This is a genomic window from Herbidospora galbida (genome assembly GCF_005233835.1).
GTDB lineage: Bacteria > Actinomycetota > Actinomycetes > Streptosporangiales > Streptosporangiaceae > Herbidospora > Herbidospora galbida.
On record NZ_SZQA01000004.1, the window covers coordinates 1 to 24,154 of the forward strand.

Here is a 24,154-nt window from a genome sequence, read left to right on the forward strand (position 1 = left end):
CCCGCGCGCCAGCACGACCTCTCCCCCGTGTTCGACCACGCCGTCGGCCAGCGGCCGGCGTCCGCGCGGCGCCGGCCCGGACAGCAGCCGGTCGACGGTACGCCACGTCGCGTCGAAGGAGTGGGCGATCGTGCGCCCGGCCTCGGCCAGGCGGCGCATCAGCGCCTCGGCGTCGAGCAGCCCGAGCGTGCCCGCCACGGCGTCCTGCTCCTGGAGCACCAGGCGGTCGGTGCCGCGCGCGGTCACCAGGTGCAGCCCGTGGCGGATGTCGAGCAGCAGTTCGTGGGCCTCCCGGACGCGGGGGCCGGGCGCGGAGGCGACCCAGGCGGCGGCCACGGCCTGCATCGCCTGGACGTCGCGGATCCCGCCGCGGGCGTCCTTGAGGTCGGGTTCGAGCAGGAAGGCCAGCTCGCCGGAGGAGTCGGCGCGCTTGTCGGCCGCCTCCCGCAGCTCGCCCAGCCGGCGCCGGGAGTCGGACCGCCATTCGGCCAGCACCGCCTCGCGCGCGGCGCGTGTCAGCTCGGGGTCGCCCGCGACGTGGCGGGCCTGGATCAGGCCGAGCACGGCCTTGAGGTCCTCGCGCGAGACCTTCACGGCCTCGTCGACGGTCCGGACCGAGTGGTCGAGGCCGACCCCGGAGTCCCAGATGGGATACCAGATCCGGTCGGCGATCTGGGCGACGTCGTCGCGCCCGTTGTGCAGCAGAACCAGGTCGAGATCGCTGCCGGGCGCCAGCTCCCCGCGCCCCAGGCTCCCGACCGCGACGAGCGCGACCCCGGTGAGGGGGCCGCGCTCTGCACCCCGCGCATCGGGGCCGCGTGTCTCAGGGTCGAGGAGCCCGCCCTTTCCGTTCCGCTGACTGACGGCGGTCCGGAGCAGGTCCGTGAGCCACCGGTCGATGTCCGCCGCCCGCTCTTTGCGGGCGGCGGCGAACGAGCGAGCTTCCCCTCTCATCATCCGGTTACAGCGCCTCCGGGCCGCGTTCCCCGGTACGGACTCTGACGACCGTGTCCACGGGGACCGACCAGACCTTGCCGTCGCCGATCTTGCCGGTCTGGGCGGCCTTGACGATGACGTCGATGACGTCTTCGGCGTCGTCCTCCTCGGTCAGCACCTCGACGCGCACCTTGGGTACCAGGTCGACCTGGTATTCGGCGCCGCGGTAGACCTCGGTGTGGCCCTTCTGGCGGCCGTAGCCGCTGGCCTCACTGATCGTGATGCCCTTGACGCCGAACTGCTCCAGCGCCGCCTTGACGTCGTCGAGCTTGAACGGCTTGATGATGGCCGTGATCAGCTTCATGCGTCCACCTTCTTAGCCTCGGCCGGAACGGCCGGCCCGTTGAGCGAGGACACGCCCGAGGAGTGGATGGTGCCGAGGTCGTAACCGGTCTCGGCGTGAGTGGTGATGTCGATGCCGGTGACCTCGTCTTCCTGAGCGATCCGGAAGCCCATGGTCTTGTCGATGATCTTACCGATGACGTACGTCACGATGAAGGAGTAACCACCGACCGCGACCGGGCCGAGCACCTGGAGGCCCAGCTGCGACCAGCCGCCGCCGTAGAACAGACCGACCTTCTGGCCGTCGAGGAAGGGGTAGGCGGCGACGAAGCCCAGCGCCACCGCGCCGATGACACCGCCGACCAGGTGCACGCCGACCACGTCGAGGGAGTCGTCGAAGCCGAGCTTGTACTTGAGACCGACGGCGTAGGCGCAGATCGCACCGGCCAGCAGACCGATGAGGGCGGCGGCCCAGACGTCGACGAAACCACACGCGGGGGTGATCGCGACGAGACCGGCCACGGCGCCGGAGGCGACACCGAGGGTGGTCGCGTGACCGTCGCGGAGCTTCTCCACCACGAGCCAGGCGCCGGCCGCGATGGCCGTGGCGACCTGGGTGTTCATGAAGGCGAGACCGGCGGTGGCGTCGGCGGCGAGCTCGGAGCCCGCGTTGAAGCCGAACCAGCCGAACCACAGGAGACCGGTGCCGAGGAGGACGAGCGTCAGGTTGTGCGGACGCATCGGCTCCTTACGCCAGCCGGAGCGCTTGCCGAGGACCAGCGCCAGGGCCAGGGCGGCCGCACCGGCGTTGATGTGGACGACCGTGCCGCCCGCGAAGTCCTCGATGCCGAGCTCGGTCAGCCAGCCGCCACCCCACACCCAGTGGGCCACGGGGAAGTAGACGATGGTGGCCCAGACCACGGTGAAGACCACCCACGCGCCGAACTTGGCGCGGTCGGCGATCGCACCGCTGATCAGGGCGACCGTGATGATCGCGAAGGTCAGCTGGAAGGCGGAGAACACCATCATGGGGAAGGTGTCGTTGTAGGCAGCCTCGTTGACGCCCATCAGCCCGATGTTGTCGAGCCCGCCGACGAACTTGTTCAAGAAGCCATCAGTAGGGTCGAACGCGAGGGAGTAGCCGTAGGCCACCCACGCGATCGTCACCGTGATGATGGCCACGAACGACATCATCATCATGTTCAGGACGCTCTTGGCCCTGGTCATGCCCCCGTAGAAGAACGCGAGTCCCGGAGTCATGAGCAGCACGAGCGCCGTGCTCACGAGCATCCAGGCAGTGGAGCCGCTATCGATCTTCATTCGATGCGACCCTCCTTCCAATTGGCGTGTGGCCGGTTATCACTTGCGCAGTGGGCTTCACCAAGGGCGTCATCGACCGGCTCGCGCACTGACACGTAGTCGTAGGGGGAGAGGTGAGCTTCCTCTCCCGTGCACGCCAGGGTGTTCTTCCGCCGTTTCAGGTCGCGACCCTGCATGTTTCACATCTGTGAAACTCGCCACAAGCGTGTTTCGGGCGTGTTTCGGATGCTACGTACACGAAAAAAGCGCCCGCCGGTAAACCGGCAGGCGCTTCATGAGCTGGTAAAACTATGCGGCCACGTGGGCCATCTTGCGCAGGCGGGCCAGCGCGTCGCGTTCCAGGCGGCGGGCCCGGTCGCGGCCGATGCCGTATCTTTCGCCCACTTCCGTCAGCGTGTGTTCACGTCCGTCGACCAGGCCGTAACGCCAGCGCAGCATCTCGCTGGCCTGGCCCTCCAGGCCGGTCAGCCAGTGCTCCAGGCGTTCGCGGTCGAGGGTGGCCAGGGCCTGCTCCTCGGGGTTGGCCCACGACTCGTCGGCGATCATGTCGCCCAGCTCGGTCTCGTCTTCGTCGCCCACGCCCAGCTGCAGCGAGACCGGGTCGGAGGCCCAGCGGCGCAGCTCGCGCACCCGCTCGATCGGCAGGTCGAGCACGTTCGCGAGGTCGTCGTCGGTCGGCTCGGCGTCGAATTCGGCCAGCATGTCGCGGCGCACCCGCATCAGGCGGGTCATCTGCTCGCCGGCGTGGGTGGGCAGGCGCACCGGGCGGGCCTGCTCGTGGATGGCCCGGCCCACGGACTGGCGAATCCACCAGGTCGCATAGGTCGAAAACTTGTAACCCCGGCGGTAATCGAATTTCTCGACCGCCCTCACCAGGCCCAGGTTCCCCTCTTGCACCAAATCGATGAGCGGCATTCCGCGCCCGGAGTATTTCCGGGCCACCGCCACCACCAGGCGCAGGTTCGCCTGGATGAACTCGTCTTTGGCGCGGCGCCCCGAGACCGCGATCCGTTCGAGTTCCTCGTCGAGCGCGTCGGAGACCTTCGGCTCCGGGTCGCCCGTGTCGAGCAGCTGCTCGGCGAACAGCCCCGCCTCGATCCGCTTGGCGAGCTCGACCTCTTGCTCTGCGCTCAGGAGCGGAACGCGCCCGATCTCCGCCAGGTAGGTTCCCAGCAGATCACGATCCGCGACTTCCTGCGTCCTGTTCCCCGTCGCCATTCAAGGCACCTCGTTCCGCAGCGCGAACACCCTCGTCCTGAACGTGCCAACGGCTGGATCAGGGCAAAGATTCCCTCAAGAGATACGCCAGCAGAATGGTTTTCGATTCCTCCTATAGGAGGATGCGCATCTCTTTATCGCGAAATCTCACACTACCCGCCGCCCGGACTGCCACACCTGTGTGACCAACGGGACACCGGGGCGGTAGGCCAGGTGCACATAAGAGGCCGCTTCGAGGATGACCAGATCGGCCCGCGCGCCCGGCCTGATCACCCCTACGTCGGCGCGGCGCAGCGCCGCCGCCCCGCCCGCCGTCGCGGCCCTGACCGCCTCGGCCGGGGTCATGCCCATCTCGCGTACGGCCAGCGCCACGCAGAACGGCATCGACGAGGTGAACGAGGAGCCGGGGTTGCAGTCGGTCGCCAGCGCCACCGTCACCCCGGCGTCGAGCAGCCGCCGGGCCTCGGGATAGGGCGAGCGGGTGGAGAACTCGGCCCCGGGGAGAAGGGTGGCCACCACCCCGGCGTCGGCCAGCATGCCGACGTCCTCGCGGGTGAGATGGGTGCAGTGGTCGGCCGAGGCCGCGCCGAGCTCGCAGGCCAGCCGGACGCCGGGGCCCTCGCCGAGCTGGTTGGCGTGCACCCGGACGCCCAGCCCGGCCGCCTTCCCGGCGCTCAGGATCTCGCGGCTCTGGGCCTCGTCGAAGGCCCCGCGCTCGCAGAAGACGTCGATCCACTTGGCGTAGGGGGCGCAGGCGGCGAGCATCGGCCCGGCGACCAGGCGGGTGTACTCGTCGGCGTCGGTCCCGGGCGGCACGACGTGGGCGCCCAGGAAGGTCGACTCCTCGGTGAACGCCCGCGCCACCTCCAGGGAGCGCTTCTCGTCGCCGGTCGTCAGGCCGTAGCCGCTCTTGATCTCGACGGTGGTGGTGCCCTGGCCGGTCATCTCGTGAACCAGCCCGGCGGTCCGGGCGGCCAGCTCCGGGGTGGTCGCCGCCCTCGTCGCGGCGACCGTGGTCCGGATGCCCCCGGCGGTGTAGCGCTCCCCGGCCATCCGGGCGGCGAACTCGGCCGTCCGGTCGCCCGCGAAGACCAGGTGGGCGTGGCTGTCGACGAAGCCGGGGATCACGGCCCGGCCCCGGGCGTCGATGCGGTGGTCGGCGGCCGGGGCGCGGGCGGCCTCGCCCACCCAGGCGATCTCGGCGCCCTCGACCACCACCGCCGCCTTGGCGATCTCCTCACGGTCCCGGTCGGACGTGAAGAGCAGCCCGATGTCATAGAAGAGCGTCGCGCTCATTCAGCACTCGCAATCACGTCAGCCGCGGACCGCGCCGATGGCGTCCCGCAGCAGGTGGCCCACCTCACCGATCACGTGGCGTCCGGAGCCGACGATCCGCCGTCCACCCGACACGACGGACACGACGTCGGCACCCGTCGCCGCGAACACCACCGATTCCACTGCCGAACGCGCCGTCGCGCCAGCCGTACGGACGGAGTCGAGCCTTACTGTGACCAGATCGGTCCAGGCTCCCGGGCAGAGCTGCCCGCCGTCGGGGAAGCCGAGGGAGGTGTGACCGGCCACGGTGGCGGCGGTGAGCAGTTCGTCGGCCCGCCAGTGGCCGCGTTCGCCGGTGACGACGCGCTCGCCGAGTTCGACGGCGCGGGCCTCCTCGAAGAGGTCGATCACGGCGTGGCTGTCGGAGCCGAGCGTGATGGGGCTCCCGGCGGCGTGGAGGCGGCGGGTGGCGCAGATGCCGTCGGCCAGGTCGCGTTCGGTGGTCGGGCAGACGCAGACATGGGTGCCGGAGCCGCCCAGCAGGGCGACGTCCTCGTCGGAGACGTGGGTGGCGTGCACCGCCGTCGACCTCGGGCCGAGCGCGCCGGCCTCATGCAGGACGCGGACCGGGGAGGCGGCGTAGGCGGCCACGCACTGCTCGTTCTCGGCGGGCTGCTCGGAGACGTGGGCGTGCAGCGGCCCGGCGTGGCGGTGGGTGAACTCGACCACGGTCGGCATCTGCTCGGGCCGCATGGCCCGCACCGAGTGGATGGCGGCGCCGATCTCGACGTCGTCGGCCCCGGCGTACGCCCCGGCGAGCCGGTCGGCGCGGTCGGCCCACTCGTGGACGTCGCCGTCGCCGAACCTAGTCTGCACCCCTTCCAGCGGGGCGCCGAAGCCGCCGCTCAGATAGCAGGTGTCGAGCAGGGACAGCCGCACCCCGGCGTCGCGGGCGGCCCGGACCAGGGCGTGGCCCATCTCGTTGGGGTCGCCGTAGGGGACGCCGCCGGGGCCGTGGTGGAGGTAGTGGAACTCACCGACCGCCGTGATCCCGGTCAGGGCCATCTCGGCGTAGACGGCGAGGGCCAGGCGGTAATAGGTGTCGGGGTCGAGGCGGCCGGCGACGGCGTACATCTGCTCGCGCCAGGTCCAGAAGCTGCCCTTGCCGACCTGGGTGTGGCCGCGCAGGGCGCGGTGGAAGGCGTGGGAGTGGGCGTTGGCCAGGCCGGGGATGGTCAGGCCGGCGAGGATCTCGCCGGTCGGCGGGACGCCCTGCCGCACCTCGGAGATCCGGCGGCCCTCGACGTCGATCCGCACCCCTTCGGCGACCGCGCCGCCGACCAGGGCCAGCTCGCACCAGTACGTCTCGGTCACGCCCCGCCCCCGGACAGGTCGGCCAGCACGGCGGCCAGCGCGATCACCCCGGCGACGCAGTCGCGCGGCTCGGCGAACTCGCCGGGCGAGTGGGAGACCCCGGTGGGGTTGCGGACGAACAGCATCGCGGTCGGCACCCCGGCGGAGGCCAGGATCCCGGCGTCGTGCCCGGCGGCGGTCGGCAGGATCGGCGCGGGATGGCCGCCGATCCCGGCCGCGCAGGCGACGCGCAGGCGCAGCACCTCGTCGAAGGTGACCTCGGGCGTCCACGACTCCTCGGTGACCTCGGCGCCGGCGGCGAGCCGGGCGACCAGGCTCCGGACCGCGTCGGTCTCCGGGCCCCGGGCGTCGAGCCAGGCGGTGACCAGCGACGGGATCGCGTTGGCGTTGTTGGGCTCGACCCGGACCTTGCCGAAGGTGGCGCGTACGCCGTGGGCCTCGGCCTGGGTGCGGGCGGCGAGCACGGCGTTGGCGTAGGCGAGCATCGGGTCGTCGCGGTCTTCGAAGGCGGTGGTGCCGGCGTGATCGGCCGTGCCGCGGAAGTCGAAGCGCCAGCGCCCGTGGGGCCAGATGGCGCTGGCCACCCCGACCGGGACCTCCAGGGCGCGGCCCTGCTCGACGTGGAGCTCCACGAAGACCCCGACGTGGGCGAGAGTCTCGTCGTCGCGGCCGAGGCGGCCCGGCTCGCGGCCCCGGGCAGTGAGCACCTCGTCGAGGCTGTGGCCCTGGTCGTCGCGCAGGCCCCGGGCCCGGTCGGGGTCGAGGACGCCGGTCAGCAGCCGCGACCCGATGCAGGGCACCCCGAACCGGGCGCCCTCCTCGTCGGTGAAGCAGGCGACCCCGATGGGACGGTCGGGCTGGAACCCGTCACCCCGGAGCAGATCGATCGCCTCGAACGCGGACGCCACGCCGAGCGGCCCGTCGAACGCGCCGCCTTCGCGGACCGAGTCGAGATGACTCCCCGTGACCAGCCCCGGCCCCTGCCTGGACGGGTCGCCCCACCAGGCCCACAGGTTGCCGTTGCGGTCTTCGTGGCTGGTCAGGCCCCGTTTCACGGCTTGGTGGGTGAACCACTCGCGCAACTCCATGTCGGCGGACGACCAGGCGTCACGCCGATAGCCCCCGGTGCGCGGGTTTCTGCCGATCTGCTCGATGTCCGCCAGCATCCCTCCACCCTACTGAATGGCTCCATTCAGTCCAGGGAGGGCTACCCTGACCCGGTGAGTTTCGATGTCAGCGTGGTCGTTCGTTACCGCAAGGCGGTCACCTACGGCATGCACGCCCTGCTGGCGGCACTGGAAGCCGCGCCTCCGGCGGTGAACTTCGAGGTCCGCTACGCCACCAGCGCCGAAGAGACGGCGATCCAGATCGGCCAGGCCGACGCCGACCGGATTCTGGTGCTCTGGTCCTTCTACTCGCCCGATTTCCCGTTAATGACGGCCGAACTGGCCGAAGTCAGGGCGCTCAGCCACCGAGACGACGTCGTCCACGTCGCGGGCGGCGTACACGCCACCGCGGAACCCCAGCAGGTGATCGACGCCGGCTGGGACGTCGCCGCGATCGGCGAGGGCGAGACCACGATCATCTCCCTGGTCGCCGAACCCGACCTGCGCAAGGTGCCGGGCCTGGCGATCCGCGACCACGACGGGATCGCGCTCCGCACTCCGGGCGCCCCGCAGCTGCCGCTCGACGCCTTCCCCTCGTTCCCGGCCGGCCGGGCCGGGCCCGTCGAGATCACCCGCGGCTGCCGCTACACCTGCAAGTTCTGCCAGACCCCGTTCATGTTCGGGGCCCAGTTCCGGCACCGCTCGGTCGAGAGCGTGCGCGACCACGTGCGGCGGATGGCCGCCAGGGGCCTGCGCGACGTCCGGTTCATCACCCCGACCTCGCTCAGCTACGGCAGCCAGACCGCCGATCCCGACCTCGACAAGGTCGAGGAGCTGCTGGTGGCCTGCAAGGAAGAGGCGCCGGCGAACGGCCGGGTGTTCTTCGGCAGCTTCCCGTCGGAGATCCGCCCCGAGCACGTGACGCCCGAGGCGATGCGCATGCTCCGCGGATACGTCGCCAACGACAACATCATCATCGGCGCCCAGTCGGGCTCCGACCGCATCCTGACCGCCTCGGGCCGGGGCCACGGCGCCGCGCCGGTCCTCGACGCGGCCAGGATCGCGATCGACTTCGGGTTCCGCCCCAACGTCGACTTCATCTTCGGCATGCCGGGCGAGACCGAAGACGACCAGAAGGCGTCCCTGAAACTGGCCTCCGACCTGGCCGACCTCGGCGCCCGCATCCACACCCACACGTTCATGCCGCTGCCCGGCACCCCGTGGCGCGACGCCGAACCGGCGCTGATCCCGCTGACCACCTCGACCGAGCTCGACCGGCTGGCCCAGCGCGGCGACGCCTACGGCCACTGGCGCAAGCAGGCCGAACACGCCCAGGTGCTGGCCGAGACCGCCAAGCAGTATCCGCGCCGGACCCCGCGCCGCCGCGTCTAGCGCGGCCTGACGACGACCTCGGTCAGATGGGCGTCGGCGGGCGCGGTCACCGCCGCGACCACGGCCCCGGCGACCGACTCGGCCGTCAGATAGCGGTGCGGCTCGTACTCGCCGCCCTCCTGCCGCCGGACACCGCGCTGCATGTCGGTGTCGATGCGTCCCGGATAGACGGTGGTGACCCGCAGCTCCGGCTCCTCCTGACGCAGCACGTCGGCGTAGGCGCGCAGCGCCCACTTGCTGGCGGCGTAGGAGCCCCAGTCGGGATGGGCGTTGCGCCCGGCGCCCGAGTTGACCAGCACGACCTGCCCCTTCGCCGCGCGGAGCGAGGGCAGCAGCAGCCGGGTCAGCTCGGCGACGGCGAAGACGTTGACCTCGAAGGTCTCCCGCCAGACGCGGATCGGCGTCTCCCCCACCGGCCCCAGCGTGACGACCCCGGCGCTGTGCACGAGCAGGTCGATCCGCCCGAGCCCCTCGACGTCGCGCGCGGTGATCTCGGTGAGCTCGACCGGGAAGGGCCGGGCGTCGAGCTCCTTGCAGATCTCGTCGAGCTTCCCACCGCCCCGGCCACCGAGGATCAGGCCGTAGGTGGGCGAGAGGGCACGCGCGACGGCGGCACCGAGGCCGCGAGAACCGCCCGTGATCAGGGCGACAGGTCGATCACTCATGCCGATCACCTTAGTTCGCCGCGAATTGTCGTTGCGGCCGATACTCAAACTTGTATATAAATTTGAGCATGTCCTCCACACGGGTTCTCATCCTGGGCACTCTGCTCGACGGGCCGCTGCACGGCTATGAGGTGCGGCGGCGCCTGGAACTGTGGGGGGCCGCCCATTGGGCCAACGTGGCCTACGGGTCGATCTACCACGGGCTGGCCAAGATGGCCGACGAGGGGCTGCTGGCCGTGGTCGAGCACGGCAAGGGCGGCAAGACCGTCTACGAGGTCACCGACGAGGGGCGCGAGGAGTTCCGGCGGCAGCTGCTCACCTACTGGTGGGAGATCAAGCCGATCGTCGACCCGTTCCAGGTCGCCCTCACGTTCATGGACCGGCTGGGTCCGGCCGACCTGGTCAACGTCATGGAGGCCCGCCTGGCGCAGCTCCGGGCGGCGGTCTCCTCCACCGAGCGGGCGCTGCAGGCCAAGCTGGCCTTCGACGCGCCCCGGCACGTCGACGAGTGCATCCGGCTCGCCAACGCCCAGCTCCGGTCGCAGCTCGACTGGATCGAGGGCGCGATCGGTCGGGTCGAGAGCGGCGAGCTGCCGTAAATCGGTTGACCCTGACCCGGCGTCATCCCCGAGGCTGGGTCCTTCCCCCTGAGCGAGAAACGGGTTTCCGAATGATCATTGAAGCGCACGGGTTGCGCAAGACCTTCCACGCCAAACGTGGCCGAGGGAAGACCGAGGAGGTCGAGGCCGTACGGGGCATCGACCTGGAGGTCCAGAAGGGTGAGATCTTCGCGGCGCTCGGCCCCAACGGCGCCGGCAAGACCACCACCGTACGCATGCTCGCCACCTTCATCGCCCCCACCGCCGGCACCGCCCGGGTCGCCGGGTTCGACGTGGTGAAGGAGGCCGCCAAGGTCCGCGAGAACATCGGCTACGTCAGCCAGGCCGGCGGCGTCGACGAGAACAACCCCGGCATCGACCAGCTCCTGCTCGCCGGCCGGATCGCCGGGCTGTCGAAGAAGGCGGCCCAGGCCCGCGCCGACGAGCTGCTGGCCGCGTTCAGCCTGACCGAGATCGCCCGTCGGCCCGCGCGCACCCTGTCGGGCGGCCAGAAGCGCCGGTTCTCGATCGCGCTCGGGCTCGTCACGGCTCCCCCGCTGGTGTTCCTCGACGAGCCGACGACCGGGCTCGACCCGCAGAACCGGGCCAACCTGTGGGACGAGGTGCGGGGCCTGCGCGACCGCGGCACCAGCGTCCTGCTGACCACCCACTACCTCGACGAGGCCGACGCGCTCTGCGACCGGCTCGTCATCATCGACAACGGGACCGTCGTCGCCGAGGGCACCCCCGCCTCGCTGAAGAAGGAGGTCGCGGGCGACGTCGTCACGCTGCGGCTGAAGGGCGTCGACGACGCGGCCGAGGTGCTGCGCGCGCAGTCCTACGTCAAGGAGGTGCGCACCGAGGAGGGCCTGCTGCGGGCCTACCTCGACGACGGCGAGCACGGGCTGCCCCACCTGCTGCGCGTGCTCGAAGAGCGCGACCTCACCCTCGAGTCGATCTCGCTCGACCGGGCCACCCTCGACGACGTCTTCCTCCGCCACACGGGCCGATCCCTGAGAGATGCCGCATGATCCGCCAGACCTCCCTCTTCCTCGGCTACGAGCTCCGCTTCCTGCTGCGCAACCCGGTGTGGCCACTGTTCGGCATCATGCAGCCGGTCCTCTACCTCGTCTTCTTCGCGCCGCTGCTCGGCAAGACCACCTCCAGCGGCTCGATGCCCGAGGTGCTGGCCATGTTCACGCCCGGTTCGATGATGATGATCGCGCTGTTCGGCTCGTTGTTCGCCGGCTTCGGCATGATCAACGAGACCCGGAACGGGGTGCTCGAACGCCTGGCCGTCTCCCCCGCCTGGCCGCCCGCGATCATCCTGGGCCGGGTCGCCAAAGACATGCTGGTCCTGGTCGTCCAGGCGATCCTGGTGATGGGCGTGGCCATCCTGATGGGCCTGCGCATCGGCCTGCCGGAGTTCCTCATCATGCTGCTGCTGATGGCGGTGACCGGCCTGTTCGCGGCCAGCCTCTCCTACGGCCTCGCCCTGGCCATCAAGGACGAGAACGGCGTCTCGCAGCTCGTGCAGTTCTTCGCGATGCCGCTGACCCTGATCGCGGGCCTGTTCCTGCCGGTCTCGCTCGGCCCCGACTGGCTGCAGACCCTCGCCCGGTTCAACCCGCTCTACTACGGCGTGGAGGCCGGCCGCTCGCTGTTCCGCGGCGACCTCGGCGACTCGACCATCCCGATCGCGTTCGCCCTGCTCATCGGCCTGGCGCTGATCACGCTGGTCTGGTCGATGCGCTCCCTGCGCCGGCTCGCCGCCTAGAGGAAGACGCCGCCGCGTTCGGTCATGCGTTCGTGGTCGTCGAGGCGGGCTCTGGTTCGCAGGGGCGCCGCGTCGGCCATGGCCTCCACCAGGAGCATCGCCAGGGCCAGCGGCGCCACGTGGGAGTCGAACACCAGCCGTTCCCCGACCGGCGCGTCCAAGACGACGTCGGCGGGGAAGGGCACGTCGGGGCGGTCGGTGAGCACGGCGATCGACAGGCCCAGCTCTCGGGCCTCGGTCAGGGCCGCCGCCGCCTCGGCCGGGTAGCGCGGGAGCACCACCGCCAGCAGCCAGCCCGCCCCGGCCCGGCGGGCGGCGTGGAGGCCGTCGGCCAGCTCCGAGCCGCCGTGGGTGAACAGCCGCACGTCGGGATGGATGCGGCGGGCGAAGTAGGCGAAGGTCGTGGCCAGGCCGCTGGAGACGCGCAGGCCCAGGATGGGCAGCGGCTCGCTGGCGGCCAGGGCCGCGCCGACCTCGCCGACCGTCGTCGTCAGCGGGCCGATGCGGTCGCGCAGGGAGCGCAGGTTGCCGATCTCGGCGTCGAGCGCGTCGGGGCCCGCCTCCACCCTGGGCGGCGGGCCGCCCAGGACGAGCGGGCGCAGCGCGTGGCGCAGCTCCGGATATCCGGCGAAGCCGAGCGCCGCGGCGAAACGGGTCACCGACGGCTGGCTCACCCCGGCCCGGTCGGCCAGCTCCACGCTCGACAGGAAGATCGCTTCGTGGAGGTGTTCGCTTAGGTAGTGGGCGATGCGGCGCTGCGCCGGGGAGAGCCGGCGACCGTCGAGGAGGCGTTCGAGACCGTCGACCACGCGTCAATTCTCCCGCATCGGCACCCGGACCCCCGTGTCGGCCGCCACTTCGGCCGCCTCGGCGTAGCCGGCGTCGACATGGCGGATGACGCCCATGCCGGGGTCGTTGGTGAGCACCCGGTTCAGTTTCTCGGCCGCCAGCGGGGTGCCGTCGGCGACGGTGACCTGCCCGGCGTGGATGGAACGGCCGATGCCGACGCCGCCGCCGTGGTGGATCGACACCCACGACGCGCCGGAGGCGACGTTCACCATGGCGTTGAGCAGGGGCCAGTCGGCGATGGCGTCCGAGCCGTCGAGCATGCCCTCGGTCTCGCGGTAGGGGGAGGCCACGCTCCCGCAGTCGAGGTGGTCGCGGCCGATGACGACCGGGGCCTGGAGCACGCCGTCGGCGACCATCTGGTTGAAGCGCTCGCCGGCCTTGTCGCGCTCGCCGTAGCCGAGCCAGCAGATGCGCGCCGGCAGGCCCTGGAAGTGGACCTTCTCCCCGGCCAGCCGGATCCACCGGGCCAGCGGCTCGTTGTCGGGGAACAGGTCGAGGATCGCCTTGTCGGTGGCGGCGATGTCGCGGGGGTCGCCGCTGAGCGCGGCCCACCGGAACGGGCCCTTGCCCTCGCAGAACAGGGGGCGGATGTACGCCGGCACGAAGCCCGGGAAGGCGAACGCGCGGTCGTACCCGGCCAGCTGGGCCTCGCCGCGGATCGAGTTGCCGTAGTCGAAGACCTCGGCGCCGCCGTCGAGGAAGCCGACCATGGCCTCGACGTGGCGGGCCATCGACTCGCGGGCCCTGACGGTGAAGCCCGCCGGGTCCTTCTCGCGCTCGGCGGCCATGTCGGCGAAGGCGACGCCGCGCGGCAGGTACATGAGCGGGTCGTGGGCGGAGGTCTGGTCGGTGACGACGTCGATCTCGGCGCCCATGGCCAGCAGTTCGGGCAGGGCGTCGGCGGCGTTCGCCTCGACCCCGATGCTCAGCGGGCGGCGCTGGTCGCGGGCCTCGTAGGCCATCCGCAGCGCGTCGGCCAGCGAGTCGGCCCGGACGTCGAGGTAGCGGTGTTCGATGCGGCGCTCGATCGAGCGGGGGTCGCAGTCGACGCAGATGGCCACGCCGCCGTTCATCGTGACGGCCAGCGGCTGGGCGCCGCCCATGCCGCCGAGCCCGGCGGTCAGGGTGACGGTCCCGGCCAGCGTGCCGCCGAACCGCTTGGCGGCGACGGCGGCGAAGGTCTCGTAGGTGCCCTGGAGGATGCCCTGCGTGCCGATGTAGATCCAGGAGCCGGCGGTCATCTGGCCGTACATGGTGAGGCCGGCGGCCTCCAGGCGGCGGAACTCCTCCCAGTTCGCCCAGTCGGGCACCAGGTTGGAGTTGGCGATGAGGACGCGGGGCGCCCACTCGTGGGTGCGCATGACGCCGACCGGGCGGCCCGACTGCACGAGCAGGGTCTCGTCGGCGTCGAGGGTGGTGAGGGTCCGGGTGATCGCCTGGAACGAGGGCCAGTCGCGGGCCGCCTTGCCCGAGCCGCCGTAGACGACGAGCTGTTCGGGGTGTTCGGCCACCTCGGGGTCGAGGTTGTTCTGGATCATCCGGAGCGCGGCCTCCTGGGGCCAGCCCTTGGCGGTCAAGGTCGTGCCGCGGGGGCTCCGCACGGTAGGCATGAGGCACTCTCCTGAATGAAAATATTCACATCCGTCTCCCGCAGGATACGGCGGCGAGAGTCGGAGGGGCACCCCGGCGTCCCGGGGCACCCCTCCCGGACGCGACCGCACGTACGCGTTGACCCGGGTCCGGCTCTGTGGCGAAGGAGAGGCTCCGCTCATTGCGGGGTGCCCCCGATCCGCTCGGGTCACCTCCCCCGCAGGGGAAAGCTCCGGCTAGGAGTTGACCAGGAACTGGGTTGCCGCCAGCTCCCGGTAGAGGTCGTCTTCGGCGATCAGCTCGTCGTGGGTGCCGCTGGCCCTGACGCGACCGGCCTCCATGACGATGATCCGGTCGGCGCCGGTGACCGTCGACAGGCGGTGGGCGATGACCAGCACGGTCGTCTCGCGGGCCACCTCGGCGATGACCTCGCGCAGCCGCAGCTCGTTGACGGCGTCGAGCTGTGAGGTGGCCTCGTCGAGGAGGAGCAGCCTCGGGCGGCGGAGCAGGGCGCGGGCGATGGCGACGCGCTGGCGTTCGCCGCCCGACAGCAGGATGCCGCGGTGGCCGACCTCGGTCTCCAGTCCCTCGGGCAGCCGGTCGACCAGGTCGTCGAGTCGCGTACGGGCCAGCGCGCGCCGGATCTCCTCCTCGGTCACGTCGGGGGCGGCGAAGGTGAGGTTCTCCCTGAGGGTGCCGTCGAGCACGGGGGCGTCCTGTTCGACGTAGCCGACGGCGGCCCGCAGGTCGGGCAGGTGCCAGTCGGCGATGTCGGTCCCGCCGACGCTGATGCGCCCGGAACCCGGCTCGTAGAACCGCTCCACCAGGCCGAACACCGTCGACTTGCCCGCGCCCGACGGGCCGACCAGGGCCGACAGGCGGCCGGCGGGGGCCTCGAAGCTCACTCCGTGGTGGACGGTCGGCCGGTCGTCGCCGTAGCGGAAGACGACGTCGTCGAAGACCACCCCGACCGGGACGCCGGTGGTCTGGCCCTGGGTCGCGGCCGGTTCGACCGGCAGCGCGTCGATCTCCCTGATCCGGGTCAGCGCGGCCAGGCCGTTCTGCAGCTGGGTGGCCGCCTGCACCATCTGGCCGAGCGGCGCCACCAGGAAGAACAGGTAGAGCAGGAATGCGATCAAGGTGGCGATGGTCATCGCGCCGCTCGCCACCCGGGCGCCGCCGACCGCCAGCACGACCAGGAACGCGAGCTGGACCGACAGCCAGGCGGTGGTGCCGGCGATCGACTGGTAGGCCGAGGAGCGCACGCCCCGGTCGCGGGCCTTCGTGGCGGCGGCCTCGATCACGGCGATCTCGCGGGCCTCGGCGCCGGAGGCCTTGACCGTACGGAAGGCCTGGAGAGCCCGGTCGAGCGCCGAGCCCATGTCGCCCAGCGCCTCCTGGGCACGGAGGGAGGCCGCGCGGATGCGCGGGAGCAGCAGCGACCCGAGCCCGCCGACGCCGGCCACCACCCCGAGGGTGACCACCAGCAGCACCCAGTCCATCACCCCCATCAGCACGGCCGCCCCGACGAACAGCACCGCCGAGCCGACCGCGCCGACCAGGCCGTCGGTGATGACGGTACGCAGCAGCGTCGTGTCGGAGGTGACGCGCGAGAGCAGGTCACCGGGCTTGAGCCGGTCGACCTCGGGCACCCGCAGCCGCAGCACCCGGTCGACCAGCCGCACCCGCGCCGACAGCACGATGCCCTCGCCCATCCGCTCCAGCACGAACTGCCCGAGAGCCGAGATCGACGCGCCGAGGAGCACCACGACGGAGAGCAGTAACACGGGCCCGAGGACGCTCTCCCCGGCCCCGAAGCGGTCGATCACCGACCGCACGAACAACGGCATCGCGAGCCCGCCGGCCGAACCGGCGAGCGTGAGCAGACCGGCGAACACGAGCGTGCGCCGGTGAGGTTTGACGAGATCTCCGAGCATCTGCCAGGACGACGTCACGGTTTGCCCCCTTGGGACGTCAATGAAAGTTGACGACGTCAATGTAGGTTGACGACAAAGGGAGTGTCAACCTGATTTGACGCTGCTATCGGGACGGATGCATGGCGCAAGCCACGGCCGTCCGCGTCTCGCTTGAAGCTTTCATCCATCCTCACCGGTCACCTTGGGCTTCAGCTCATCCCGGAGGTGGATTCCTGTACACCTGCCGCGCCTCCCCCGACTCTGGGGTGCACGCTCCTTAACCGGTTCATGGAAAGGTCCACACAATGAGACGACAATGCGCGCTGGCATGCGCGGCCGTCCTCACTCTGATCGCGTCACTTCTGGTCGCCGCATCCCCCGCCCAGGCCGCCGTGGGCCTGCGGGTCAGCGGCCGCAACATCGTGGAGGCCAACGGCAGCGTCTTCGTCATCCGCGGCACCAGCCACGCGCACACCTGGTACACGACCCAGACGAGCTCGATCGCCAACATCAAGGCCAAGGGCGCCAACGCGGTCCGCATCGTGCTCAGCGGCGGGCGCTGGCCCGCCAACGGCGTCTCCGACGTCGCCAACGTGATCTCCCTGTGCAAGGCCAGCAAGCTGATCTGCATCCTGGAGAACCACGACACCACCGGCTTCGGCGAGCAGAGCGGCTCGGTCAGCCTCGACGCGGCGGTCGACTACTGGATCTCCCTCCAGAGCGTGCTGACCGGCGAGGAGAACAACGTCATCATCAACATCGGCAACGAGCCGATCGGCAACAACGCGGTGACGCCCGGCTGGACCCAGGCGACCTCGGCCGCCATCCAGCGCATGCGCACCGCCGGCTTCCAGCACCTGCTCATGGTGGACGCGCCCAACTGGGGCCAGGACTGGTCGTTCACGATGCGCGACAACGCCGCGACCGTCGCCGCCGCCGACCCGCAGCGCAACACGGTCTTCTCGGTGCACATGTACGGCGTCTACGACACCGCCGCCGAGATCACCTCCTACCTGAACGCCTTCCAGACCGCCGGGCTGCCCCTGGTCATCGGCGAGTTCGGCTTCGATCACTCGGACGGCAACCCCGACGAGGACACGATCATGGCCGAGGCCGAGTCGCGCGGGATCGGCTACCTGGGCTGGTCGTGGTCGGGCAACGGCGGCGGCGTCGAGTACCTCGACCAGGTGACCAACTTCAACCCCAACCAGCTCACCTCGTGGGGCACCCGCCTGTTCAACGGGGCCAACGGCATCGCGTCCACGGCCGAGGAGTGCACGATGTGCGGCGGCGGCACCCAGCCGACCGACACCACCCCGCCGACCACACCGGGCACCCCGACGGCGTCGTCGGTCACCTCGACCGGCGCCTCGCTGTCGTGGCCGGCCTCCACCGACTCGGGCGGCTCCGGCCTGGCGGGGTACAACGTCTACCGCTCCAACGGCACCCAGCTCGGCACGTCCACGACCAACTCCCTGGCGCTCACCGGGCTGACGCCGTCGACCGCTTACACGGTTTATGTCCGGGCCCGGGACGGGGCCGGGAACCTGTCGGGCAACTCGTCGTCGGTCACGTTCACGACGAGCGCCGCGCCGTCCGACACCACCGCGCCCACCACTCCGGGCACCCCGACCGTGTCCGGTGTGACGTCGTCGGGCGCGTCGCTGAGCTGGACCGCCTCGACCGACTCCGGCGGGTCGGGCCTGGCCGGGTACAACGTCTACCGCTCCAACGGCACCCAGCTCGGCACGTCCACGACCAACTCGCTGACGCTGACCGGGCTCTCGTCGAACACCGCTTACACGGTTTATGTCCGGGCCCGGGACGGGGCCGGGAACCTGTCGGCCAACTCGTCGTCGGTCACGTTCACCACCACCGGCGGCACGTCGGGCGGCTGCACCGCGACCGGGACCGTACAGAGCCAGTGGGGCAACGGCTACGTCGTCCAGCCGGTGACCGTGACGAACGGGACGTCGCCGCGGACGTCGTGGACGGTCACCTTCACGCTGCCCTCCGGGCACACCGTCTCGGGCTCGTGGAACGCGAACGTCACGGTCTCCGGGCAGACGGTGACGGCGACGAGCATGGGCTACAACGGCACCCTCGGCTCGGGCGCGAGCACGTCGTTCGGGTTCCAGGTCACGCGGCCCAACGGGAACACCGCGACGGTGACGTCGTACACCTGCGCGTAGTTCTCCTGACGGCCCCCTCCGGCGGAGGGGGCCGTTTCTTTTTGGCAATCGGCACCAATCCGATCGCCGCGATGGGGCGAATAGGCGGTCGAGGACTCCGGCCGGACCCTCCAGAAACCGTCCCATCGTCCCGAGAGGACTTCATCGTCATGGAGCTCCGGATCACCCCGCGATCGCTGGTCGCCGTGGGTGTGGCGGGCGCCCTCGCCGCCGCGTCCTTCGTCATTCTCCGGCCGGAGGCCCCGAGCGCCTCCTCCCACCGTGAGGCCCCGCTGATCGCGGGCGACCCGCGCAACGACAACACCGACGTGTACGCCTTCACCAGCCCCGACAAGCAGGACACGGTCACGCTGCTGGCCAACTGGATCCCGTTCGAGGAGCCCAACGGCGGACCGAACTTCTACTTCTTCGACGTCAACTCCCGCTACAACATCAAGATCGACAACGACGGCGACGCCAAGCCCGACGTCGTCTACCAGTGGACGTTCAAGAACGTCGACAAGCGGGGGAACAGCACGTTCCTCTACAACAACGGCCCCATCACCTCGCTGAACGACCCGAACCTGCTGTTCAAGCAGAAGTACACGCTGACGAAGATCACCCATCGCGGCGCGACGGTCATCGGCACCGGGACGGTGGCGCCCAGCAACGTGGGCCGCGCCTCGATGCCCGACTACTCCGTGCTCCGCAACCAGGCCGTCGACGGCGTCAAGGGCGGCGGCAGGCAGTTCGCCGGCCAGTCGGACGAGGCGTTCTTCCTCGACCTGCGCGTCTTCGACCTGCTCTACGGCGGCGACCTGTCGGAGGTCGGCCAGGACACCACCCGCGGCTACAACGTGCACACGCTCGCGCTGCAGGTGCCGAAGAAGGAGATCGCGCTGCGGGGGAACGTCTCGCGCAACCCGGTCGTCGGTGTCTGGGCCACCACCGACAAGTGGTCGCCGAAGGGCTACGTACAGGTGTCGCGTCTGGGCCAGCCGCTGGTCAACGAGGTCGTCGTGCCGGCGGGCCTCAAGGACGCCTTCAACTCGATCAGCCCCGACAAGGACGCCTCGATCCCCGAGGTGGTCAAGCGGGTCACCGACCCCGAGCTGCCCAAGCTGCTGGAGGGCATCTACGGCCTGAAGGCGCCCAGGACCCCGCGCAACGACCTGGTCGAGATCTTCCTGACCGGCATCGCGAAGGGCAACGGCCCGATCAACGCCGACCTCAACTCGCAGACGCTCAACAAGGACGCCGGGAAGCTGCGCCCCGCCGAGATGCTGCGGCTGAACATGGCCGTGCCGGTGACGGCCAACCCGAACCGCCTCGGCGTGCTCGGCGGCGACCTGCAGGGCTTCCCGAACGGGCGGCGGCTCGGCGACGACGTGGTCGACATCGCGATCCAGGCCATGGCGGGCGCGGCGCAGACCGGTCAGCTGGTGCCCGCGCTGGCGGCCGGTGACAAGGTCGACGCCAACGACCAGCCCGCGCTGTCGACGTTCCCGTACATCCCCGGCCCGAGCAACGTGGCCGTGAACCGGGCCTTCTCCGGGTCCTGATCCCGTCCGACCGCCGCCGCGCCCCCTCTCCGCGGCGGCGCCCCCCTTTCTCTCTCTGGAGTCCTTGCCATGCGCTTCCTCAAGCGCGGCGGCGTGGCGCTGGCCGGGATCCTGGCCGGGACCATCGCCATCACGGCCGCCGCCATGCTCTCCCCGCGTCCCTCCGCCGACGTGATCGCGGTCTCGTCGGACCCGTTGCAAGAGCGGCTGCGCCGGCTGCCCGGCGACTACGTCGGCTGGGCCACGCTCGGCTCGGTCTACGTCGACAAGGCCCGGCTGACCGGCGACCCGAGCTGGTACGGCAAGGCCGAACAGGCCGTGGCCAGGTCGCTGGAGGTCCGCCCCGGCAACCCGGCGGGCCTGACCGGCCGGGCCGCCCTGGAGGCCGGCCGCCACGAGTTCACCCAGGCCGCCGCGACCGCGCGGCAGGCCATCGCGGTCAACCCCTACGGCGCCCCGGCCTACGGGGTGCTCGCCGACTCCTACCACCAGCTGGGCCGCTACCCCGAAGCCACCGAGGCGATCGACGACATGATCTCCCTGGCGCCCGGGGTGTCGTCCTTCACCCGCGCCTCCTACGACGCCGAACTGCGCGGCGACCTGAAGACGGCGCGGCAGATGCTCGAATACGCCCGCCGCGACGCCTACCAGCCCGCCGACGTCGCCTTCTGCGAGCACTACCTGGGCGAACTGGCCCTCCGCCGGGGCCGCTACGACGAGGCCCGCGCCCACTACGCCAAGGCGCTGACCGCCGACCCTTCCTTCGACCCCGCCCACGCGGGCCTGGCCCGGGTCACCGCTCTGTCGGGCGACCTGGAAAGAGCCGCTTCCCTGTACGCCGCCGTCACCGCCCGCCTCCCGCTCACCCAGACCCTGGTCGAGCAGGGGGAGGTCCTGAAGGCCCTGGGCCGCGACCCCGGCTGGACGACCCTGAAGGCGCAACGCGAGCTCATGCGCGTCAACGGCGTGCGGGACGACATCACCTGGGCCGAGTTCGAAGCCGACCACGGCTCCCCGGCCGAGGCCGTGACCTTCGCCCGAGCCGAATACGCGCGCAACCCCAACGTCGTGGCCGCCGACGCCCTGGCCTGGGCCCTGCACCGCGCGGGCCGCTCCGCCGAGGCGCTCCGGTACGCGGAGGAGGCCACCGCGACCGGCTGGCGCAACGCCCTGGTCATGCACCACCGCGCCGAGATCGAGAAGGCGCTGGGCCGGAAGACCCGGTCGGCGTCGCTGGTCCGCGCCTACAACCCCCGGTTCACCCCTGCTCTCCCCGCCCTCCAGAGGTCATCATGAAGATCGTGCCCGCCGTCCTCGCCGGCCTGGCGGCCTTCGTGGCCCTCGGCCCGGCGGCCCTGGCCCACCCGCTGGGCAACTTCACCGTGAACCACTACAACGGCCTGCGCCTGTACGCCTCCCACGTGGAGAACACCGCCGTCGTCGACGTGGCCGAACTCCCGACGTTGCAGGGCGACCGCCCGACCTGCGAGGCGGTCGCCGCCGCTCAGACCCTGGAGGTGAACGGCCGCCGCACCCCGTGGCAGGTGGCCGAGAGCGACCTGACCCACCTCGACGGCCAGGGCGGCCTGAAGACCACCCGCCTCGTGTGCGAACTCCGCGCCGACGCGCCCCCGGCCGGAACCATCACCTTCACCGACGCCCACGCCCCCGACCGGATCGGCTGGCGCGAGATCACCGTCTCCTCCCACGAGGTACGGCTCACGCCCCCGGAGGTCCCCGCCACGAGCGTCAGCGACGAACTGCGCACCTACCCCGACGACCTGCTGGCCTCCCCCCTCGACCAGCGGACGGTGACCCTGACGGTGAACCCGTCGGGCCTCCTCCCCCTCCCCTCGGCCGCCACGGCCGCCGGCCCGCTCGGCGACTGGCTCGACACCCTGGACCGGACCTTCACCGACCTGGTCGGGACCGAGAACCTGACCGTGGGAGTGGGGCTGCTGGGCGTGGCCCTGGCCCTGATCCTGGGGGCGGGACACGCCCTGATCCCGGGCCACGGGAAGACCATCATGGCCGCCTACCTGGCCGGCCGCCGCGGCCGCCCCCGCGACGCCCTGGTGGTGGGCTTCACGGTGACGGCCACCCACACGGCGGGGGTGCTGGTCGTCGGGCTGACCCTGACGGCGGTGTCGTCACTGTCGGGGGATCGCGTGCTGACCTGGCTGGGCGTGGCCAGCGGCCTGCTGGTCACCGCGATCGGCCTCCGCCTGCTGCAGACCGCTCTGAAAGGCGGCTCCCCAGCCCACGGACATGGACACGGCCACGGACATGGGCACGGGCACGGCCACGGACATGGACACGAGGTGGCAGGTGCCGAAATTTCGGGACATGCGGTGGCGGTCCTCGACCGCGTCGCCGAGCCCTCCGCCCCGGCCGCCAAGCCCTCACGTGCAGGCCTGGTCGGCATGGGCATCGCCGGTGGCCTCGTCCCCAGCCCGTCGGCGCTGATCGTTCTCCTGGGCGCCATCGCCCTGGGCCGTACCTGGTTCGGTGTGGCGCTGGTCCTCGCCTACGGCGCCGGGATGGCCGCCACCCTCACGGCCACCGGTCTCCTCCTGGTCAGGCTCGCCGACCGCGCGGAGTCCCTGCTCGAACTCGGCCGCCTCACCACGGCGGCGACCCGGCTGGCCCCGATCGGGACCGCTCTGGTCGTCATCGTCCTGGGGCTGGGACTGGCCCTCCGTTCCCTCGGCTGACCGGCACGGGGTGGTTGGCGTGGATCAGGTCGCCGGGGTCGTAGGCCGCCTTGACCGCCCGCAGCCGCGCCTCCACCTCCGGTGCGTCGAACCGCCCCCGTGAGCGCTCCGCGAAGTTCCGGTAGCCCGTCGCCGCCTCCCACGGCGACATCGCCATCCGCAGTTCGTCCAGAGCCGCGTGGGTGGCCACCGCGCTCGGCGCGTCGGGCGTGATCCCGGCCGCGAACAGCGCGAACTCGGCGTCGAAGCCGTCGACCGCCCCGCCGGAGGCGGCGCCCGGTCGCAGCGCTCCGCCCAGGTGCCGCAGTTCGACCGACAACAGCGGCAGGTCGCGCCCGGCCCCGGTCATGCCGAGGAAGGCGGCCAGCGCGCCGGAGGGCAGGCCCGACAGGAGCATCCCGTCGCCGGCGGCGGGGACGGGGTAGGGCGGGTCCATGTGCAGGAGGTGCAGGTCGCTGACGGCGGTCGTACCGAAGGTGTCGAGTTCCGGGGCGAGCGCCCGCAGGGGGGCGAGCAGGGCCTCGGCCTGGGGAACGGGCAGATCGCAGACCGCCTCGATCGCCACCAGCGAGCGGCCCCGCAGCGGTTCGGGCAGGTCGGGCAGGGGCGGCAGGCGGAGCATGCGGCCCACCGAGGTCACCTGGTCGGGGACGTCGTCGACCCAGCGCCGCCAGGACGAGAGCACCGCCGGGGCCCGCTCGATCGGCCAGGCGAGCAGCCCGGCCTGGACCTCCGTCATCGGGAAGAGGCGGAACTCCAGCGCGGTGACGATGCCCGCGATCCCGCCGCCGCCGCGCAGCGCCCAGAACAGGTCGGGGTGGTTGTCGGCGTCGGCCCTGACCAGGGTCCCGTCGGCCAAGACCACTTCGGCGGCCACCACGTGGTTGGAGGCCAGGCCGTGGGAGCGGGCGAACCACGACACGCCGCCGCCGAGCGTGTAGCCGACCACGCCGACGTCGGCGGCGCTCCCCGCCAGGGCCATCAGGCCGTATTTGGAGGCGGCGTCGGTGAGCTGGATCCAGCGGACTCCGGCGCCGACGCGGGCGATCCCGGTCAGCGGGTTGACGGAGATCTCGCCGAGGCGGTCGGTGCGCAGCAGGATGGTCCGGTTCAGCGGGCCCAGCGGCGCCGCGTTGTGGCCGGTGCCCTGAGGGGCGACCCGCAGGCCCATTTGGAGGGCGGCCAGGACGGTCGCGGAGACGTCCTGGGCCGAGGCGGCGTAGACGACGGCCGCCGGCTGCTGGTCGACGGCGAGTTGCCAGGCCATCCGGGCGGTGTGCCAGTCGGGGTCGTGCGGGAGCACCAGGCGTCCGTGCAGTTCGCCGGTGAAGTCCATGAAGAGCCAACT

General features: G+C 71.4%; 20 protein-coding genes. 8 read left to right on the forward strand and 12 right to left on the reverse strand.

Going from position 1 to position 24,154, the window contains the following annotated elements:
• The 7 genes from FDA94_RS06260 to FDA94_RS06290 all read right to left on the reverse strand — a co-directional run.
• Positions 1 to 954: [protein-PII] uridylyltransferase family protein (locus FDA94_RS06260; protein ID WP_212735208.1), on the reverse strand; the 954-nt coding region annotated here is incomplete at its 3' end.
• 7 nt (positions 955 to 961) lie between these two features.
• Entirely contained in the window at positions 962 to 1,300 is a 339-nt protein-coding gene (locus FDA94_RS06265; RefSeq protein WP_030455639.1) for a P-II family nitrogen regulator, read from the reverse strand.
• Positions 1,297 to 2,598 carry an ammonium transporter gene (locus FDA94_RS06270; protein ID WP_137246080.1) on the reverse strand — a complete coding sequence of 434 codons (1,302 nt, stop codon included), beginning with the start codon at positions 2,596 to 2,598 and terminating at the stop codon, positions 1,297 to 1,299. The genes FDA94_RS06265 and FDA94_RS06270 overlap by 4 nt, the downstream gene beginning before the upstream one ends.
• A gap of 288 nt (positions 2,599 to 2,886) precedes the next feature.
• Entirely contained in the window at positions 2,887 to 3,816 is a 930-nt protein-coding gene (locus tag FDA94_RS06275; RefSeq protein WP_137246081.1) for a sigma-70 family RNA polymerase sigma factor, read from the reverse strand.
• A 147-nt stretch (positions 3,817 to 3,963) separates the two neighbouring features.
• Complete coding sequence (gene hutI / locus FDA94_RS06280) at positions 3,964 to 5,112, reverse strand: imidazolonepropionase (RefSeq protein ID WP_137246082.1); 1,149 nt, start codon at positions 5,110 to 5,112, stop codon at positions 3,964 to 3,966.
• 18 nt (positions 5,113 to 5,130) lie between these two features.
• On the reverse strand, positions 5,131 to 6,465 hold the full coding sequence (locus tag FDA94_RS06285) for a formimidoylglutamate deiminase (RefSeq protein ID WP_137246083.1): 1,335 nt from the start codon (positions 6,463 to 6,465) through the stop codon (positions 5,131 to 5,133).
• Complete coding sequence (locus tag FDA94_RS06290; protein ID WP_137246084.1) at positions 6,462 to 7,631, reverse strand: allantoate amidohydrolase; 1,170 nt, start codon at positions 7,629 to 7,631, stop codon at positions 6,462 to 6,464. Before FDA94_RS06290 ends, FDA94_RS06285 begins: the two co-directional genes overlap by 4 nt.
• A 54-nt stretch (positions 7,632 to 7,685) precedes the next feature.
• Between FDA94_RS06290 and FDA94_RS06295 the strand changes: the two genes are divergently transcribed.
• Positions 7,686 to 8,963: a TIGR04013 family B12-binding domain/radical SAM domain-containing protein gene (locus tag FDA94_RS06295; protein ID WP_246059574.1), complete on the forward strand. Its 1,278-nt coding sequence runs from the start codon at positions 7,686 to 7,688 to the stop codon at positions 8,961 to 8,963.
• Here the strand turns inward: FDA94_RS06295 and FDA94_RS06300 are convergent.
• Entirely contained in the window at positions 8,960 to 9,628 is a 669-nt protein-coding gene (locus tag FDA94_RS06300; RefSeq protein ID WP_137246085.1) for an SDR family oxidoreductase, read from the reverse strand. The genes FDA94_RS06295 and FDA94_RS06300 overlap by 4 nt on opposite strands.
• A gap of 68 nt (positions 9,629 to 9,696) precedes the next feature.
• Here FDA94_RS06300 and FDA94_RS06305 point away from each other — a divergent pair, with 68 nt between their 5' ends.
• From FDA94_RS06305 to FDA94_RS06315, 3 genes are all read left to right on the forward strand, one after another.
• Entirely contained in the window at positions 9,697 to 10,227 is a 531-nt protein-coding gene (locus FDA94_RS06305; protein WP_137246086.1) for a PadR family transcriptional regulator, read from the forward strand.
• A 71-nt stretch (positions 10,228 to 10,298) separates the two neighbouring features.
• Positions 10,299 to 11,258: an ATP-binding cassette domain-containing protein gene (locus tag FDA94_RS06310; RefSeq protein WP_170990806.1), complete on the forward strand. Its 960-nt coding sequence runs from the start codon at positions 10,299 to 10,301 to the stop codon at positions 11,256 to 11,258.
• Positions 11,255 to 12,004: an ABC transporter permease gene (locus tag FDA94_RS06315; RefSeq protein WP_137246087.1), complete on the forward strand. Its 750-nt coding sequence runs from the start codon at positions 11,255 to 11,257 to the stop codon at positions 12,002 to 12,004. The genes FDA94_RS06310 and FDA94_RS06315 overlap by 4 nt, the downstream gene beginning before the upstream one ends.
• Here the strand turns inward: FDA94_RS06315 and FDA94_RS06320 are convergent.
• The 3 genes from FDA94_RS06320 to FDA94_RS06330 form a co-directional block, all read right to left on the reverse strand.
• Positions 12,001 to 12,813, reverse strand: coding sequence for a MurR/RpiR family transcriptional regulator (locus tag FDA94_RS06320; protein ID WP_137246088.1), 813 nt, complete (start codon positions 12,811 to 12,813; stop codon positions 12,001 to 12,003). The genes FDA94_RS06315 and FDA94_RS06320 overlap by 4 nt on opposite strands.
• Positions 12,814 to 12,816: 3 nt before the next feature.
• Positions 12,817 to 14,463, reverse strand: coding sequence for a urocanate hydratase (gene hutU / locus FDA94_RS06325; RefSeq protein WP_137246089.1), 1,647 nt, complete (start codon positions 14,461 to 14,463; stop codon positions 12,817 to 12,819).
• Between the two features lie 216 nt (positions 14,464 to 14,679).
• Positions 14,680 to 16,398: an ABC transporter ATP-binding protein gene (locus tag FDA94_RS06330; RefSeq protein ID WP_246059576.1), complete on the reverse strand. Its 1,719-nt coding sequence runs from the start codon at positions 16,396 to 16,398 to the stop codon at positions 14,680 to 14,682.
• A 266-nt stretch (positions 16,399 to 16,664) separates the two neighbouring features.
• Here FDA94_RS06330 and FDA94_RS06335 point away from each other — a divergent pair, with 266 nt between their 5' ends.
• The 4 genes from FDA94_RS06335 (at position 16,665) to FDA94_RS06350 (ending at position 22,806) form a co-directional block, all read left to right on the forward strand.
• Positions 16,665 to 18,551 (forward strand): cellulase family glycosylhydrolase, encoded by a 1,887-nt coding sequence (locus tag FDA94_RS06335; protein WP_137246090.1) that lies wholly within the window; start codon positions 16,665 to 16,667, stop codon positions 18,549 to 18,551.
• Positions 18,552 to 18,700: 149 nt separating this feature from the next.
• Positions 18,701 to 20,092 carry a DUF4331 domain-containing protein gene (locus FDA94_RS06340; protein ID WP_137246091.1) on the forward strand — a complete coding sequence of 464 codons (1,392 nt, stop codon included), beginning with the start codon at positions 18,701 to 18,703 and terminating at the stop codon, positions 20,090 to 20,092.
• Positions 20,093 to 20,161: 69 nt separating this feature from the next.
• Positions 20,162 to 21,388, forward strand: a complete 1,227-nt coding sequence (locus tag FDA94_RS06345) for a tetratricopeptide repeat protein (RefSeq protein ID WP_137246092.1) — start codon at positions 20,162 to 20,164, stop codon at positions 21,386 to 21,388.
• Positions 21,385 to 22,806 carry a nickel/cobalt transporter gene (locus tag FDA94_RS06350; protein WP_170990807.1) on the forward strand — a complete coding sequence of 474 codons (1,422 nt, stop codon included), beginning with the start codon at positions 21,385 to 21,387 and terminating at the stop codon, positions 22,804 to 22,806. Before FDA94_RS06345 ends, FDA94_RS06350 begins: the two co-directional genes overlap by 4 nt.
• On the opposite strand, the gene FDA94_RS06355 is transcribed toward FDA94_RS06350, so the two are convergent.
• Positions 22,763 to 24,142: an FAD-binding oxidoreductase gene (locus FDA94_RS06355; protein ID WP_137246093.1), complete on the reverse strand. Its 1,380-nt coding sequence runs from the start codon at positions 24,140 to 24,142 to the stop codon at positions 22,763 to 22,765. The genes FDA94_RS06350 and FDA94_RS06355 overlap by 44 nt on opposite strands.
• Positions 24,143 to 24,154 lie beyond the last annotated feature (12 nt).

Bases quoted from the DNA above. Each gene is read 5' to 3' on its own strand.
- FDA94_RS06265 (WP_030455639.1), bottom strand. From the start codon at position 1,300: ATGAAGCTGATCACGGCCATCATCAAGCCGTTCAAGCTCGACGACGTC.
- FDA94_RS06270 (WP_137246080.1), bottom strand. From the start codon at position 2,598: ATGAAGATCGATAGCGGCTCCACTGCCTGGATGCTCGTGAGCACGGCG.
- FDA94_RS06275 (WP_137246081.1), bottom strand. From the start codon at position 3,816: ATGGCGACGGGGAACAGGACGCAGGAAGTCGCGGATCGTGATCTGCTG.
- hutI (WP_137246082.1), bottom strand. From the start codon at position 5,112: ATGAGCGCGACGCTCTTCTATGACATCGGGCTGCTCTTCACGTCCGAC.
- FDA94_RS06290 (WP_137246084.1), bottom strand. From the start codon at position 7,631: ATGCTGGCGGACATCGAGCAGATCGGCAGAAACCCGCGCACCGGGGGC.
- FDA94_RS06300 (WP_137246085.1), bottom strand. From the start codon at position 9,628: ATGAGTGATCGACCTGTCGCCCTGATCACGGGCGGTTCTCGCGGCCTC.
- FDA94_RS06305 (WP_137246086.1), top strand. From the start codon at position 9,697: ATGTCCTCCACACGGGTTCTCATCCTGGGCACTCTGCTCGACGGGCCG.
- FDA94_RS06310 (WP_170990806.1), top strand. From the start codon at position 10,299: ATGATCATTGAAGCGCACGGGTTGCGCAAGACCTTCCACGCCAAACGT.
- FDA94_RS06315 (WP_137246087.1), top strand. From the start codon at position 11,255: ATGATCCGCCAGACCTCCCTCTTCCTCGGCTACGAGCTCCGCTTCCTG.
- hutU (WP_137246089.1), bottom strand. From the start codon at position 14,463: ATGCCTACCGTGCGGAGCCCCCGCGGCACGACCTTGACCGCCAAGGGC.
- FDA94_RS06335 (WP_137246090.1), top strand. From the start codon at position 16,665: ATGAGACGACAATGCGCGCTGGCATGCGCGGCCGTCCTCACTCTGATC.
- FDA94_RS06340 (WP_137246091.1), top strand. From the start codon at position 18,701: ATGGAGCTCCGGATCACCCCGCGATCGCTGGTCGCCGTGGGTGTGGCG.
- FDA94_RS06345 (WP_137246092.1), top strand. From the start codon at position 20,162: ATGCGCTTCCTCAAGCGCGGCGGCGTGGCGCTGGCCGGGATCCTGGCC.
- FDA94_RS06350 (WP_170990807.1), top strand. From the start codon at position 21,385: ATGAAGATCGTGCCCGCCGTCCTCGCCGGCCTGGCGGCCTTCGTGGCC.
- FDA94_RS06355 (WP_137246093.1), bottom strand. From the start codon at position 24,142: ATGGACTTCACCGGCGAACTGCACGGACGCCTGGTGCTCCCGCACGAC.